Raw genomic sequence first — 14,048 nt, 5'->3', positions numbered from 1 at the left:
AACGCGTAATAAGGGTGGGCCTCATGAAAGACCGTATTGATCCGCTGATACAGGACCGCGCGCCCTGGCTGTTTTCCGGACGCCCCGGCGCGCGGATGGCGCATAGCGCCCTCAATCGCCTGCTCAGCTATGAAAAGACCCTCAGTATTGCCGCTGCAGTCGAGCATATGCCCTCGGCCGAAATCATGCGCACCATGGGCGCGCTGCTGGCGCAGGAGGCGATCTATGACGGGCAGCAGCACATCCCGCGCCACGGCGCCGCGCTGATCGTGGCGAACCATCCCACCGGGATCGCCGATGGCATCGTGCTGCACCACCTGCTTCAGCGCATCCGCCCGGATGCGTTTTACTATGCCAATCACGATATCCTGCGGGTGGTGCCGCAGATGGCGGATATGATCGCGCCGGTGGAATGGCGCAAGGAGCGGCGCAGCCATGGCAAGACACGCGAGACCATGGCCTATACCCGCAAGGCGGTCGAAGCTGGGCGGCTTGGCGTGATCTTCCCCTCCGGCCGGCTGGCCAAACGGCGCGGGCTGCGCCTGCACGAGCGGCCCTGGATGGGCTCGGCGGCGATGATTGCGCGCAAGTTCGACCTGCCGGTGATCCCGGTGAACATCCGGGCGCGCAACTCGGTGCTGTTCTACCTGTGCGATCTGATCCACCCGACGCTGCGCGACATCACCCTGTTCCACGAGACGCTGAACAAGGATCGTCAGCCGTTCGAAGTGACCGTGGGCGAGCCGATCCCGGCGCGCGCCCTGCCCGACAATTCCGACGAGGCGATTGCCGCCCTGCGCCGCGCCACGCTGAGCCTTGGCGGTCGCAGCGAGCCTGAGGTGTCGCTGGTCGATACCACGCGCCGCCCCACGTGGATGAGACGGCCCGCGACTTGAGGGCAGCAGAGACGGATGGTAGATAAGACGCCCCCTGCCGGCCACCGCAGGATGTGGCGCGCGGACCGTCAGGGGAATTCAGGAACCAATTCTCCGTCAGGCTGTTGACCCTGTGAGCCTGAGGATAACCGATGCCACCAACCCATGAGACCGATGATCAGATGGCCGCCGAAGTCGCCGAGCAACCGCTTCTTCTGCGCGCGCTCAGCCTGCTTGCGGTCTACGGGTGCGTCGCACTCGCGGTCTCCATTCTGATCGCGGACTTCGTCGTTCCGAACCATGACTGGATCGCCGATACCATCAGCGATCTCGGAGCGGGACGCTATGAATTCATCGTGGATATCGGGCTCTACTCCTTCTCCGCCGCGTTGATTGGCCTCGCTGTAGCGGCCGCCCATGTTCATCTTGGCGCATGGGACTGGAGCGTCGGGATCATCGCGCTTGTTGTCTTCGGCCTGTTGGTGTTCCTCATTGGAGCCCGCAACGAATACGGCGACAACGACAGCGAAGGCTGGGAGATCCACAGCTATCTGGTCTATTCTCTGGGTGTCACGATGGCGGTCGCCTGCTTTGCCTTGGCGCGCGGCTCAGCCCGGGCCAGCCCCCGTTACCGAACGATCCTGATCGCGACGGGCATCGTCTGGGTTATCTCGGCTCCGGTGTTCTTTTTCTTGCCGACGGACATCGACGGCATTTACGAACGCGGTCTTGGCGCGGTCTCCTTCGTATTGGTCCTCGCGCTCGCGCATCTCTTCCATCAACGCGCCAAGAACAAAAGAAGCGCCTGATATTTAATGATTTAAAAGCGCTCGACGGTCTCTTGCGCGGAACCGTCCTTGCCGGTGTCGGGCTTGCCTGGGTGGTGGTATGCGTCCATGTGATCGGATTGTGTGCATTCTCCAAATGACGTCTTTCGATTTTGCCATCACCATCGCCATCGGATCGCTTCTTGCCGGATGCGTACAAGCCGCCAAGTGGCGCGCCCTGTTTCAAGCGCTCATTGCCATCTCAGCCCTGCTTGGCATTCGGTACGGCCTCTCTCTTACCGGTGTGCATCGTGACGATTTCGAGGGGGTCATCGCCCCCCCTGCTGATGCGCGACGGAGCGTTTCAGGAGCGCGCGCTCGTATGGACCCGCACGACCCACGCCGACCTCATCGCCAGGCTGCGGAAAGCACGTGCTCTTCACGTCAGCGACATGCGCGCCGTCATACTCGACTCCACGGGCGACATGTCCGTTTTGCACGGTGAGAGGCTCGATGCTCGTCTTCTTGACGGCGTGCGCCGCGACAAGGGTTGAAACCGCCCGTCGTCCAGCGGCAGTCGAAAAGCTGCCAGTCCATGTCCAAGTGCGAAAGGCCTATCCGTCAGGCCACTGGGCCGACTGACCGCAATGGCGCAGCATTCGACCCCCGGCGCCGGGCCGGGGGTTTGGTGTCAGCCCTGCGTGCTGAGCACCGGGGCGACGATGACAGGCTCATCCGAGGCTTCCTGCGTTTCGGGGCGCGACTGTGGGCGCGTCTGGACGTAGGTGCCTCCCGGCGTCGGCGCGAGCAGATCCTGCGGGCGCGCGATCGGGCGCGGTGAGCTGGCCAGTCCCTTGCAATAGGGCTGGTCGCGGATCCAGCTTCGCATGTCCTCGCGCTTCTTCCTCGAATGGAACGGTCCCCAGTCGGCGGCCACGCCGCGCATCCCGGCACTGATCACCCGGTCGCGGGGAACCGTGACGGCCATGATCCGCATGGCGCAGCTCAGGTTATCCTCCGGGTCCTTGAGGGCCGCGCCCGAGCGTGCCTTGCAGCCATAAAGCCGCGCGGTGCTGGGCAGGATCTGCGTCAGGCCGTACCACAGCCCGCCGCCGCCGACCGCCGTCGGGCGGTACGTGCTCTCGTGCTTGGTCAGCGTGGAGACGAGGCCGACCCAGAACTGCTCGCGCATCTGGCGGCTTGCGCTTGGATAGGCCGGGCACCAGTCAGCGATGTCGCGCGGCACGGTTCCGGGCAGATCGCTGGCATGGCTGCGCAGGCTTTGCAGCACGGCAAGGGACCACGACGGCTTGCCGCCATGCTTGTCCCAGCGGGCTTTGGGAATCACCACGGGCTTGCGCGCCTTGGGGCGCAACGATTGAAAAACAGCCAGTGTCGAATGTTCCGGGGGGGTCGCAGAAACCACGCCGGGAGCAGCATCGGGCAAGGGGGTCTTGGCTGGTGTCGCCGTAACCGGTGTCGCCAGAAGCGCTAATAAAAGGGCAGCACGCATCATGACCGGCGCAAAATGCCTCAACCGGCCGTTTCATGCAACCGCGACGCGCCCGCAGCGGTGGTTTGTCGCCGATGGCGGTTTCCGGGCAGCCCCGGTCGGGCATTGTCTCTCCGCTCGGAACGCATTGTCGCCAAAGGCAGAACCAGCGACAAGCCACCGCCTTCACGAGGCCGGAGAAGCTCCCTCGTCCTGCCGTGATTTGGCCCGGATTGCCCGGCATCTTCGGCCCATGTCCATGAACGAGTTGCTTCCGAATATGCGTTCCCTGTCGAGTAGATTCGCGTTTCTCAGACCTGACACCGCGCCCGCGACGTCGCGTCCCGTCACCAAGACCCTCCCTGTCGGGCCGCTGCGACCGCGTGTCGAAATCCCGGTGCGCGACCCCTCCCCGGCCTGGGCCGAGGCACAGGCGCTGATCGAGCGTGGCCAGCATATGGCACGGCAGGACGAGTGGGAGGCGCTCGGGCGGGAAATCTGTGACGCCGATCGCGAGCACCGCCTGACCGAGGGGCTGGGCTCCGTCGCCGCGCTGCTCGCTCAAGGGGCACGCCGCGATGCGGTGGAGGCCGGGCGGGCCGCAACGAAGAAGGCCGAGCCGAAGGTCGCCCGGACGATCCTCGCCACGCTTGAAATCAACATGGAAGACATGCCGCAATGCCCCGCCACCGCCTATATCGTGGCCATGGCGCATGTGGACCTGGCGCTGGCCTGGGCCGGGGCCTCGCGGCCCGGAGAGCTTGCGACACCCCGGCGCGACGCCTTTGACTGGCACATGGCCGCCGCCGCGCGGCTTTCCGATGAGTTCGATCCCTTCCAGACGCAATCGCCGCTCTGGGCCGAGGTGCGCTGCCGCGTTCTGGCGGTTGATCCAAAGCCGAGCCTGCGGCTCGCCGACGATTACGAAGACCTGATCGAGATGGAGCCGGAAAACCCCGATCACATGCGCTGCTTCGGCCGCGACCTGATGCCCGGACGCTATGGCAACCGCGAGGTTCTGGACCGCGAATCCCGGCGCACCGCGATCCGCACGGCGGATGTCTGGGGCATGGGTGGCTACAGCTGGATCCAGATGGGCGCGATCGAGCACGATCCGAGCGCGCTGCGCTGGCTGGATGACGAGCTGTTCGCCGAAGGGCTGCATGACATCCTGTCGCGCCACCCCGGTCAGGACATGGTCAACCGCCTTGCGGCCTTCTGCGGCCTCACCGCCTCTTCCGCCTCCGCCCCAGGCAGCGTTCAGGCCCGCATCTCCGACTGCTTCAACTGGATCGCCCAGGATCATCTGTTCGAGCTGCACCCGGCGGTCTGGGCGCTCGCGCCATTGCCGGGACGGTCGGAAACGGCAAACCCGGACGACGCCGACCTGGTCAAGCGCGGCCGGACCCGCGCGATTTCGGCCCTTGCCGAACATTTTGCGCCGCTTCTGGACAATGGCAGGCGGCTTGTTTTCACACCCACCGGGTTGAAGATGCCCCGGATGGTCTGAGCCGCGCAGCGCCCCCTTGCCCAACGCGCCCCGAGGGCCTAGAACCCGGGGCGATTGCGAGCCAAGGAGCGCCTCATGCTGGATCACCTGTCCTTTGAATCCCCCAAGCCCAAGGTCATTGCCGGGGCCAAGCATGATTGGGAACTGGTCATCGGCATGGAGGTGCACGCACAGGTTGCCTCCAAGGCCAAGCTGTTCTCCGGCGCCTCGACCAAATTCGGTGCCGAGCCGAACTCGAACGTGGCCTTTGTGGACGCGGCGATGCCGGGGATGCTGCCTGTCATCAACGAATACTGCATCGAACAGGCGGTGCGCACCGGTCTGGGCCTGAAGGCAGAAATCAACCTGAAATCAGCCTTTGACCGCAAGAACTATTTCTACCCGGATCTGCCGCAGGGCTACCAGATTTCCCAGCTTTATCATCCGCTTGTGGGTGAAGGCGAGGTGATCGTGGATATGGAGCCGGGGGTGGCCCGCAAGGTGCGCATCGAGCGCATTCACGTCGAGCAGGACGCGGGCAAATCGATCCATGACATGGACCCGAACATGTCTTTTGTTGATCTCAACCGCACCGGTGTGGCGCTGATGGAGATCGTCAGCCGCCCCGACATCCGCGGGCCGGAGGAAGCGGCGGCCTATCTGGCCAAGCTGCGGCAGATCCTGCGCTATCTCGGCACCTGCGATGGCAACATGCAGAACGGCAATATGCGCGCCGATGTGAACGTGTCTGTCTGCCGCCCCGGCCAGTACGAGAAATACCAGGAAACGCAGGACTTTTCGCATCTTGGCACGCGCTGCGAGATCAAGAACATGAACTCCATGCGCTTTATCCAGATGGCGATTGACTATGAGGCCAAGCGCCAGATCGCGATCCTCGAAGCGGGCGGTTCGATTGATCAGGAAACGCGCCTGTACGACGCGGACAAGAACGAGACGCGCTCGATGCGCTCCAAGGAAGAGGCGCATGACTACCGCTACTTCCCCGATCCCGACCTGCTGCCGCTGGAAATCGAACAGGCCTGGGTCGACGATATCGAGGCCACGTTGCCGGAACTGCCGGACGCGAAAAAAGCGCGTTTCGTCAAGGATTTCGGCCTGTCGGAATACGATGCCTCCGTGCTGACCGCCGAAGTGGTGAACGCCGCCTATTTCGAAGAGGTCGCGGGAGCGGCGGGCGACGGCAAGCTGGCGGCGAACTGGGTGATCAACGAGCTGTTCGGTCGCCTGAAGAAGGAAGATCACTCGATCGAGGACAGCCCGGTCAGCCCGGCGCAACTGGCCGGGATCATCAAGCTGATCAAATCCGATGCCATCAGCGGCAAGATCGCCAAGGACCTGTTCGAGATCGTCTACACGACGGGCGGCGATCCCGAAGTGCTCGTCGAAGAGCGTGGCATGAAGCAGGTCACGGACACCGGCGCCATCGAGGCCGCGGTTGACGAGATCATTGCGGCAAATCCCGATCAGGTGGAAAAAGCCAAGCAAAACCCGAAGCTTGCCGGATGGTTTGTCGGTCAGGTCATGAAAGCCACGGGCGGCAAGGCAAACCCCAAGTCGGTCAATGAGTTGGTGGCGAAGAAACTCGCCGAGTAAGAAGGGGACCGCCTTTCGGCCGAACCCGGTCGGACGGCTACTTCGCAGGGAGTACGGGAAAGATACGCCTATTGTCGCTCTTGCGACCTCTGGACCGCTACGACACATCGGCGGGTTTGACCCGGACTGAGATGACAAGGCCCCCGCTGCCATCTGCAACGGGGGCCTGCTTTCTAAGAAAAACCATCAGTTGTTGGTTTCGGTCTCCGTTTCAGTCTCGGGCTCGGTGGTGGCGCCCTCTTCCTGAATCGGCTCTTCGGCCGGTGCGGTGGAGTCTTTCTCCATGGTTTCCTCCTCCATGGCGGGCGCATCATCCGTCGCCGGTTCGTCCGCCATGGTCGCATCATCCGCAGTCGACTCGCCGCTCATGCCGCTGTCATCAGTCATGCCGGTCTCTGTCCCTGCGTCTTCCGGCGCGCCCATCAGCTCAGCCATCAAGATTGAGCCATCGACGCTCTCGGCACCGGATTCGTCGAATTCCGGCGTGTCGCGCAGCTCCTGTTCGGATGCGTTGACCACAAGGATGCGCTCCACCGAATTGAAATCAAAGGCGCTGATTGGCAGGGCGACGGTGTATTCACCGAGGCCAAGGAACCCGCCGATGCCGATCACGGCCTGTGCTTCGCCGCCGTCGAGGCCGCCGATCACATAGTCGATTTCCCCGACATCTTCGCCATCGGCGCTCTGAACGTCGAGCCCGATGAACTGATCAACGGTCATTTCCTCGATGCTCATCGGTTCATTGGCCTCAGCAGCCATCTGGCCGTCGGTCACGTCCGCCTCCGACTGCATCTGCGGGGCTGGATCCGTCGTCGGATCCTGGGTCAATGTCGTGTCCTGCGCCATGGCCGGGGCGGACAGAAGGGATACAAGCGCGGTGCTCATCAAAAGTGTCTTGAAGGTCATTGTCTCTTCCTTTCGTCTTTCCTCAGGTCGAGGAGTTGATGGAAGGAAAACTGCGAAATCCGTGTGGGGGTTTCCGCCTACGTGCGAAAACTGTCGGGAACCAGGATCCGCGATCCGAGGCATATCGGACGAAACAGGCTATGAAAACAGACCGATCGCGCTGCATTCGCCGCCCCCGGACCACGGCAAGAATTGATATCGTTTTTTCCTTTTCGACCCAAATTGGCATCGCAAATTCACCGGCGAAATGCGCCGCTCGGCAGCGCTCGGCGGATTTCCGATCAGTGCGCTCAGGGGCGGAAACCTGCCGATGAGCGACACACGCACAGGGTGCGCACGGTGTTTGCAGCGCTGACGGCGTTTTGCGCAGTGGCAGCAACCGTCCTGGCGCTTCCCCCAACGTAAGGAATCCCTGACTTCACCAAACGTAAACCATTTGGTAAAGTTCTGGTGTTGGCAGCGCATAGAGCCAACCGCCCAGTGGTTTTCAAGGGCCAATAATAACGATTGCGACAGGGGGATTTGATCCGTTTGTTTTTTCCATCAGGGGCGCGGCCGGTTTGGCCCGCCCCTATTTGGTCGACCTGCCGCCGGTGCCGCGCCATGTATCCGCTGGACAGAATGTGAACGAAACAAAGCATTTTTCCCGGCCTGCCCCCTGTAAACTCGCGCCGATTAGTCTAAACTCTGGCCTCCGACTCGAATAGGTGTGGACCATGAGCAGATCAGACCCCTTCGGCTTTGACATGTCGATCAAATCCGCGAAGAAAAAGAACCCGCGCGGCCGCAGGAGCATGACCGGGGAGCAGGAAACCTCCACGCGGGTGTGCGACCATGAAGGCTGCGACGAGCCGGGGAAATTCCGCGCGCCCAAGGCGCCGGATGTGCTGGATGATTTCTTCTGGTTCTGTCGCGAGCATGTGCGGGAATACAACGCGAAGTGGAGTTTCTTCGACGGCAAGACCGAGGCCGAGATGAACGCCCAGGAGAGCGCGGACAAGGTCTGGGAGCGCAAGACTAAGGAATGGCGCGATCCGGAGGCCAAGGCCTGGGCGCGGCTTGGCATCGAGGACCCGCATCAGGTTCTCGGCGATAACGCCACGCGCAACCCCGGACGCAACAAACCGGGGGGTGGGCGCAAATTGCCGCCGACCGAACGCAAGGCCATCGACATCCTTGAAGCCGAAGACACCATGACAAAGGCGGAGATTCGCAAAGCCTACAAGAAACTCATCAAGGTCCTGCACCCCGACATGAACGGCGGCGACCGCTCCCAGGAAGAGCAGCTGCAGCAGGTGGTTTGGGCCTGGGATCAGATCAAGGACTCGCGCAGCTTCAAGTGAACGCAGCACGATCACTCAAAGGCCTGCCCCGCCGGGGCGGGCCTTTTTCTTGCGCATCATCCTGTGTCCCACCGGCGAAAAAGCTCTGAGACAGCAAAGCCGAGTGAGATTTTTCTGGACGCACACGCTATGGTTGCTGTACCCTGATGCTAATGCGCGGCAACTCCCCAGCGGCGGATCAAAATCCACTCACGGACAGTGGCGGGCGACCAGACCGGACCACCGGTGCGGCGCCCGCCACAGCAAAGCGTTCCGCTCCCGCCAGCCCCGTTATCTTCCTTTGAAAACAGTCAAAAAAAGACCGGCAGCCGCGGAGGGAACGCAGCTGCCGGTCAAGAACGCCCCGAATGGATCAAGCGGCGCGGAATTTGAGCGAGACACCGTTGATGCAGTGCCGTTTGCCGGTGGGCGGCGGGCCATCGTCGAAAATATGTCCCAGGTGCGAGCCGCAGCGGCGGCAGTGACATTCGGTGCGCACCCCGAAGAGCGACCGGTCGGCCTTGGTTTCGATGGCATTCGGAAGCGCATCCCAGAACGAGGGCCAGCCGGTGCCGCTGTCGAATTTGGTCTTCGAGGGATAGAGCGGCAGATCGCAGCCCCGGCACAGGAAGGTCCCCGCGCGCTTCTCGTCATTGAGCGGTGATGTGAACGCGCGTTCGGTCGCCTCCTCGCGCATGACAGCATATTCCAGATCGCTGAGCATGGCTTTCCACTCGGCCGTGCTCCGGGTCACTTCGAAGCGGTCCGAGGCGGCGCGTAGAGGCGCGGCGAGACCAAGGGCGGCGGCCGCGGCGGCGGCGCGGGTGAGAAAGGTTCTGCGGATCATGGCGGGCCTGTCCTTTGTTCGGTTGGCCCCGAAGGGCGGGCGCAGGGTGTAAGGCGCCGGCGTGACGCCGGTCATCGGGATAATATTCAAAATGCGTGCCCGGAGCCGACAGGGCAAGTCGGGGTGGGTGCACGATTGCGCGAGTGTCGACGGGGGCCGGCCCCGAACACACGGGCATGAACAGATGCAAACGCGCAAAAACGTGCCGGGGACGCAAGGGGGTGCCCCCGGCACGGGGAGACGTGGGAACAGGTATCAAGTCAAACGCTTAACCGAACCACGCCTCCGCTCCTGCCTCTTACTGGGCAGGCAACAGGACGCGGTCGATGACGTGAATCACGCCGTTGGATTGACGCACGTCGGCGATGGTCACGGTGGCCATCCGACCGTTTTCATCGGTGAGCGTGATTTTGTCGCCCTTCATCTGGGCCTGCAGGGTACAGCCGCCCACGGTGGGCACCGGGTGCATGCCGCCGTCATCGGCGATCATCCCGGCAATGGCGCCGGAGAGCGCATTGGTGGCGACCACGTGGCAGGTGAGGATCTGGGCCAGCTGCGCCTTGTTCTCGGGCATCAGCAGCTGTGCGAGGCTCTCGTCGGAGATCTTGTCAAAGGCGGCATCGGTCGGGGCGAAGACGGTGAACGGGCCTTCGGAGTTCAGCGTGTCCACAAGGTCGGCGGCCTTGACGGCGGCAACGAGGGTTTCGTGGTCCTTCGAGTTGACCGCGTTTTCGACGATGGTCTTGTTGGCAAACATCGGCGCGCCGCCGACCATCGGGTTCTCTGCGGCGAAGGACGCCGTGGCGACGAGGGCAATGCTGGTGGCATAGGCAATGGTGGAAAGGCGGTTCATGTTTCAATCTCCGTTCTGTCTGTTTTCCCGCACCGTTTCGGCCGGGTCACAGGAAGCCACGAAGGCGCGCCGGGTGGAGTTTCAAAATTCTTCAAATTTTTTTTGCGCCCCGTCGCGGCGGGATCGGCGCAGGGCTGCGGCAGGCCCGCAATCCCCGGACCGCCCCTTGCGCAAAGGCCATCACAGGCAGCGATGCGGCCGCCTTGCCGCCGCCCGTGCGCTCACGGTCTGATTGATTGGAGTTTGGTCGAGAGGCCCGAGGTCGTCAGGCTGAGCGGGCCGACGACCCCGGAGGCTGCCGTTGCGCCCGTGAGGCCGGGACCGATCCCCATATCGGCACCGCCGCGTCCAAACTCCCTGCCCCGACAGAGCTGAGAGACCGCCGCCGTTCCCCATGGCACCATCCGCGCGACCGACATCAGCGGCCTGCGCCGGACATGCGTTGTCAGCTGCGGATGCCCAAGGGGCCGGTGGCCAGGATCGGGCCGGTCGGTGCGCCGGTGGGCGAGCCGCCCAATGGCTCCAGCGAGAGTGCCACGGTAGCGCCCGGCGTCATGACCGGGATAAGGGCCTCGGGCACCGGGATCTGCGTCAGCCCCGCCTCGGCCATGAGACCAACGGAGATCGGGGCGCTGTTCGGCCCCGGGATTACCCAGATTTCGATGGCGTTGTCTTGCGGAAAGCCGCCCTGATCGCGGCGCAGCATGAAGGTTTCGCTGTCCGGCGCCCAATGGGCCAGCAGGACATAGCCCTGCTCCTCGGCGACCAGATCCGCATAGAGATGCGGCTGCGGGGTCATGTCCAGCAGACCGGTGTTGTAGACCGCGAACGCCAGTACAGAGGCGGCGACCGCCCCTGCGGCATAGGGCCAGAGCAATTGCCACATGGGCTTGCGCGTCTCGCGCCCGAACGCGGCGGCCTCGATGCGGCGCCAGAGCTGCGGCGGCGGCGTCACCTCGTCCACGCTGTCGGTGAACCGGGTGAAATACTCCGCCCAGGCCGCGACATCCTGCTCAAGCTCGGGGTCTTCGGCCATTTGCGACTCGAATCGCGCGGCCTCGTCGCCAGACAACAGGCCAAGCACGTATTCGGCCGCCAGGGCCTCCCGGTCGCCGGGCTGATCGGTGTCTTGCATGTCGCTCATCCGCCCAGGCACTCCCTCAGTTGCATCAGGCTGCGGCGCAGCCATGTGCGCACGGTGTTCAGCTTGATCCCCGTGGCCTCGGCGATATCGGCATAGGTGTCGCCATCCAGATAGGCGCCGCGCACCATCTCCGCGCGATCGGGCGGAAGTTCCGCAAGGCACTGGTGCAGCAGGCGCGCCTCGTCACGCGCAACGGCCTGCGCCTCCGGGCCGGGGCCCGGCTCGGTGAGCCGTTCTGCAAGATCGCCGATATCGCTCTGCTGACCTTGCGCCCTGAGGCGGCGCAGCCGGTCGATGGCGGCGTTCCTTGTCACTGTGATCAGCCATGTCATCGGCGAATATCCATTGGCGCGGTATTGCCCGGCCCGATCCCAGATCCGCAGGAACACCTCCTGCAGAACCTCTTCAGCCAGCGCGTCTTGCTTCAACACACGCAAGGCAACGCCAAAGAGTTTCGGCGATGTGCGGGAATACAGCGTGGCAAAGGCTTTCCTGTCGCCCATGGAAATGCGCGCGATCAGCTCTTCGATCTCTTCCTGAGGTGTCATTCCGACCCGTGCGCTCCTTCCACCGCTTCGGGCAAGATGGCACGTTGCGTGACCGTTGCAAGGGGTGGTTTTCCCAAGGCCGCCCGCCCGTGGCGCATTTGCAGGGCACCGCCTGTATGTGTCCCGGTACAGACGGGCAAGCGTCGAACGCCTGACGGCAGTCTTCTGGCCCACGCCTGTTTCGGGCCAGTGCCCCGCAACGACTGTCACCGGCAGATCCGCGCCGCGACCGGGGCGCGGGATGCGGCCCTGCCGGACGCGCCGCGCCACCGATGGCGCAGCGGGGCCGCGGCACTGCGCGGACGCCGCGCACGGATCGTACCCGCACGCGGCGTCGTCTTGCCTTGGAGGGCTGGCCCCTGCGGCGGATGTCACCCCCTGAGGCGGTGATGCAGGATGATGGGCACGGCCAGCTCTTCTTCATCGGTCAGGTGCCGTTTCAGAAACGCTTCGATGACAGACCCGGTGTCATGCACCGTCCCCGCCTCGTCCAACGCCTGCGTCGCATCGAGATCCGACAGTTTGATCACGCGGTTTGCCCGGCGGGTGAAATCGTCCAGAACCCGGTCCAGATCCGCATGATCCTGTTCCAGAACCGCAAGCCCTGCGTCGAATCGGGGATCCGCCGCCGCAAGCTCGGGGAAATAGCTGTGATCTTCCCAGCCATGATGCCCATGCAGGTTGCCGACCAGATTACCGCCGAAATAGGACAGGCGCCCCACGTAATCATCCAGGGCAATGTCCTTGTTCAACAGCGCCTCGGTATCAAGGCGAATGCGTTCCGCCACCCGGCGGAAGCCTTGATGGGCACCGAGCCAGTGCCGGGTCTTTTCCCGGAACCCCGGATGTGCCTCCCAGCTGTCGCGCGGATAGCGATCAAGCAGGATCTGCATCTCTGCAGGCATGTCGTTGGTGCGAATGTGATAGGTATCGAGCATCGGTCCGCTCCTTTCCGCAAAGAGGTGGGGCCGGGTGAGCGGCGGCACCAGTCGGCCCGGCGGCATGGCAGCCATGCGCTGTCGGCAGGCCCGCGCGTCCGCTCAGAGCATCGGCGCCGGCATACTCAGGGGCGGCATTCTTGGGCTGTGGGACACGAGAGCCTCTTGCCCCTCGTTCGGATATGTTGCACCACGGGCCGAACAGACGACCGGTGAAAGAAGGACGGGACCAAAGATGGCCAGTGGTGAAATCGACATCAATGCAAAGCCAACCGAAGAAATTTCGGTTCGGGAGGTCTTTGGCATCGACACTGACATGGTTGTGCACGGCTTTCCCGATGCGACCGACCGCGTGCCGGACATGGATTCGACCTACAAGTTCGACCCCGATACCACGCTCGCCATCCTAGCCGGGTTCCGCAACAACCGCCGCGTGATGATCCAGGGCTATCACGGCACCGGCAAATCGACTCATATCGAACAGGTCGCGGCGCGGTTGAACTGGCCCGCCGTCCGGGTGAACCTCGACAGCCATATTTCCCGGATCGACCTGATCGGCAAGGACGCCATCAAGCTGGTCGAGGGCAAGCAGGTCACGGAATTCCAGGAGGGCATCCTGCCCTGGGCGCTGCGCACGCCGACGGCGATCGTGTTCGACGAATATGACGCGGGCCGCGCGGATGTGATGTTCGTGATCCAGCGGGTGCTGGAAACCGACGGCAAGCTGACGCTGCTCGATCAGAACAAGGTCATCACCCCGCACAAGTATTTCCGCATCTTCGCCACCGCCAACACCGTGGGCCTCGGCGACACCACCGGCCTCTATCACGGCACGCAGCAGATCAACCAGGGCCAGATGGACCGTTGGAGCCTTGTTGCGACACTCAACTACCTCTCGATCGACGCGGAGACGAGCATCGTGCTGTCCAAGGCACCGCATTACAACAACGAGAAGGGTCGCAAGACCATTCGCCAGATGGTGACGGTGGCCGATTTCACCCGCCGGGCCTTCATGAATGGCGAGCTGTCCACCGTCATGTCGCCGCGCACCGTCATCGCCTGGGCGCAGAACGCGGAGATCTTCCGCGATGTTGGCTATGCCTTCCGCTTGTCCTTCCTCAACAAATGCGACGAGCTTGAGCGCCAGACCGTGGCCGAGTTCTACCAGCGTTGCTTTGACGAAGAGCTGCCCGAAAGCGCCGCGAGCCTCAGCCTCGGCTGAGCGGGGCCCTTCGGCCGACCAACCGGATTGA

Annotated in this window: 14 protein-coding genes; 7 read left to right on the top strand and 7 right to left on the bottom strand. The window is 63.5% G+C overall.

Features of this window, described 5'->3' with window-relative positions; genetic code table 11:
* Positions 1-23: 23 nt before the first annotated feature.
* From ACN2XU_RS08055 to ACN2XU_RS08045, 3 genes are all read left to right on the top strand, one after another.
* Positions 24-896, top strand: a complete 873-nt coding sequence (locus tag ACN2XU_RS08055) for a lysophospholipid acyltransferase family protein (RefSeq protein ID WP_419409906.1) — start codon at positions 24-26, stop codon at positions 894-896.
* 131 nt (positions 897-1,027) lie between these two features.
* Positions 1,028-1,684: a DUF998 domain-containing protein gene (locus ACN2XU_RS08050; protein WP_419409905.1), complete on the top strand. Its 657-nt coding sequence runs from the start codon at positions 1,028-1,030 to the stop codon at positions 1,682-1,684.
* A 305-nt stretch (positions 1,685-1,989) separates the two neighbouring features.
* On the top strand, positions 1,990-2,196 hold the full coding sequence (locus tag ACN2XU_RS08045; RefSeq protein WP_500797237.1) for a DUF421 domain-containing protein: 207 nt from the start codon (positions 1,990-1,992) through the stop codon (positions 2,194-2,196).
* A 137-nt stretch (positions 2,197-2,333) separates the two neighbouring features.
* On the opposite strand, the gene ACN2XU_RS08040 is transcribed toward ACN2XU_RS08045, so the two are convergent.
* On the bottom strand, positions 2,334-2,993 hold the full coding sequence (locus ACN2XU_RS08040; RefSeq protein ID WP_419409904.1) for a lytic transglycosylase domain-containing protein: 660 nt from the start codon (positions 2,991-2,993) through the stop codon (positions 2,334-2,336).
* 400 nt (positions 2,994-3,393) lie between these two features.
* Between ACN2XU_RS08040 and ACN2XU_RS08035 the strand changes: the two genes are divergently transcribed.
* Both ACN2XU_RS08035 and gatB read left to right on the top strand, forming a co-directional pair.
* Positions 3,394-4,644 (top strand): hypothetical protein, encoded by a 1,251-nt coding sequence (locus ACN2XU_RS08035; RefSeq protein ID WP_419409903.1) that lies wholly within the window; start codon positions 3,394-3,396, stop codon positions 4,642-4,644.
* A 75-nt stretch (positions 4,645-4,719) separates the two neighbouring features.
* Positions 4,720-6,237, top strand: a complete 1,518-nt coding sequence (gene gatB, locus ACN2XU_RS08030; RefSeq protein WP_419409902.1) for an Asp-tRNA(Asn)/Glu-tRNA(Gln) amidotransferase subunit GatB — start codon at positions 4,720-4,722, stop codon at positions 6,235-6,237.
* Positions 6,238-6,423: 186 nt separating this feature from the next.
* Here gatB and ACN2XU_RS08025 read toward each other — a convergent pair whose 3' ends face one another.
* Positions 6,424-7,143, bottom strand: a complete 720-nt coding sequence (locus tag ACN2XU_RS08025; RefSeq protein WP_419409901.1) for a PRC-barrel domain-containing protein — start codon at positions 7,141-7,143, stop codon at positions 6,424-6,426.
* 716 nt (positions 7,144-7,859) lie between these two features.
* Here ACN2XU_RS08025 and ACN2XU_RS08020 point away from each other — a divergent pair.
* Positions 7,860-8,486: a J domain-containing protein gene (locus ACN2XU_RS08020; RefSeq protein WP_419409900.1), complete on the top strand. Its 627-nt coding sequence runs from the start codon at positions 7,860-7,862 to the stop codon at positions 8,484-8,486.
* A 352-nt stretch (positions 8,487-8,838) separates the two neighbouring features.
* Here the strand turns inward: ACN2XU_RS08020 and msrB are convergent, their stop codons facing one another.
* The 5 genes from msrB to ACN2XU_RS07995 all read right to left on the bottom strand — a co-directional run bounded on the left by msrB (position 8,839) and on the right by ACN2XU_RS07995 (position 12,795).
* Positions 8,839-9,312 (bottom strand): peptide-methionine (R)-S-oxide reductase MsrB, encoded by a 474-nt coding sequence (msrB, locus tag ACN2XU_RS08015; RefSeq protein WP_419409899.1) that lies wholly within the window; start codon positions 9,310-9,312, stop codon positions 8,839-8,841.
* A gap of 298 nt (positions 9,313-9,610) precedes the next feature.
* The gene (locus ACN2XU_RS08010; protein ID WP_419409898.1) at positions 9,611-10,165 is read right to left on the bottom strand and encodes a fasciclin domain-containing protein; all 555 of its coding nucleotides are present in this window, start codon (positions 10,163-10,165) and stop codon (positions 9,611-9,613) included.
* A 445-nt stretch (positions 10,166-10,610) separates the two neighbouring features.
* Positions 10,611-11,309, bottom strand: coding sequence for an anti-sigma factor (locus tag ACN2XU_RS08005; RefSeq protein WP_419409897.1), 699 nt, complete (start codon positions 11,307-11,309; stop codon positions 10,611-10,613).
* Positions 11,306-11,857 (bottom strand): sigma-70 family RNA polymerase sigma factor, encoded by a 552-nt coding sequence (locus ACN2XU_RS08000; RefSeq protein WP_419409896.1) that lies wholly within the window; start codon positions 11,855-11,857, stop codon positions 11,306-11,308. Before ACN2XU_RS08000 ends, ACN2XU_RS08005 begins: the two co-directional genes overlap by 4 nt.
* 371 nt (positions 11,858-12,228) lie before the next feature.
* Positions 12,229-12,795: a hemerythrin domain-containing protein gene (locus tag ACN2XU_RS07995; protein ID WP_419409895.1), complete on the bottom strand. Its 567-nt coding sequence runs from the start codon at positions 12,793-12,795 to the stop codon at positions 12,229-12,231.
* A gap of 235 nt (positions 12,796-13,030) precedes the next feature.
* Here ACN2XU_RS07995 and cobS point away from each other — a divergent pair, with 235 nt between their 5' ends.
* Complete coding sequence (gene cobS / locus ACN2XU_RS07990; protein WP_419409894.1) at positions 13,031-14,017, top strand: cobaltochelatase subunit CobS; 987 nt, start codon at positions 13,031-13,033, stop codon at positions 14,015-14,017.
* The last annotated feature ends 31 nt before the right edge of the window (positions 14,018-14,048 follow it).

The organism is Pacificoceanicola niger (assembly GCF_048553275.1).
In the GTDB taxonomy this organism is placed as follows: Bacteria; Pseudomonadota; Alphaproteobacteria; order Rhodobacterales; family Rhodobacteraceae; genus Pacificoceanicola.
Note: the sequence above shows the minus strand (reverse complement) of the source record. Positions and strands in the feature narration are given on the sequence as shown.

Coding starts and splice junctions, on each gene's coding strand:
- ACN2XU_RS08055 (WP_419409906.1), top strand. CDS start 24: ATGAAAGACCGTATTGATCCGCTGATACAGGACCGCGCGCCCTGGCTG.
- ACN2XU_RS08050 (WP_419409905.1), top strand. CDS start 1,028: ATGCCACCAACCCATGAGACCGATGATCAGATGGCCGCCGAAGTCGCC.
- ACN2XU_RS08045 (WP_500797237.1), top strand. CDS start 1,990: ATGCGCGACGGAGCGTTTCAGGAGCGCGCGCTCGTATGGACCCGCACG.
- ACN2XU_RS08035 (WP_419409903.1), top strand. CDS start 3,394: ATGAACGAGTTGCTTCCGAATATGCGTTCCCTGTCGAGTAGATTCGCG.
- gatB (WP_419409902.1), top strand. CDS start 4,720: ATGCTGGATCACCTGTCCTTTGAATCCCCCAAGCCCAAGGTCATTGCC.
- ACN2XU_RS08025 (WP_419409901.1), bottom strand. CDS start 7,143: ATGACCTTCAAGACACTTTTGATGAGCACCGCGCTTGTATCCCTTCTG.
- ACN2XU_RS08020 (WP_419409900.1), top strand. CDS start 7,860: ATGAGCAGATCAGACCCCTTCGGCTTTGACATGTCGATCAAATCCGCG.
- msrB (WP_419409899.1), bottom strand. CDS start 9,312: ATGATCCGCAGAACCTTTCTCACCCGCGCCGCCGCCGCGGCCGCCGCC.
- ACN2XU_RS08010 (WP_419409898.1), bottom strand. CDS start 10,165: ATGAACCGCCTTTCCACCATTGCCTATGCCACCAGCATTGCCCTCGTC.
- ACN2XU_RS08005 (WP_419409897.1), bottom strand. CDS start 11,309: ATGAGCGACATGCAAGACACCGATCAGCCCGGCGACCGGGAGGCCCTG.
- ACN2XU_RS08000 (WP_419409896.1), bottom strand. CDS start 11,857: ATGACACCTCAGGAAGAGATCGAAGAGCTGATCGCGCGCATTTCCATG.
- ACN2XU_RS07995 (WP_419409895.1), bottom strand. CDS start 12,795: ATGCTCGATACCTATCACATTCGCACCAACGACATGCCTGCAGAGATG.
- cobS (WP_419409894.1), top strand. CDS start 13,031: ATGGCCAGTGGTGAAATCGACATCAATGCAAAGCCAACCGAAGAAATT.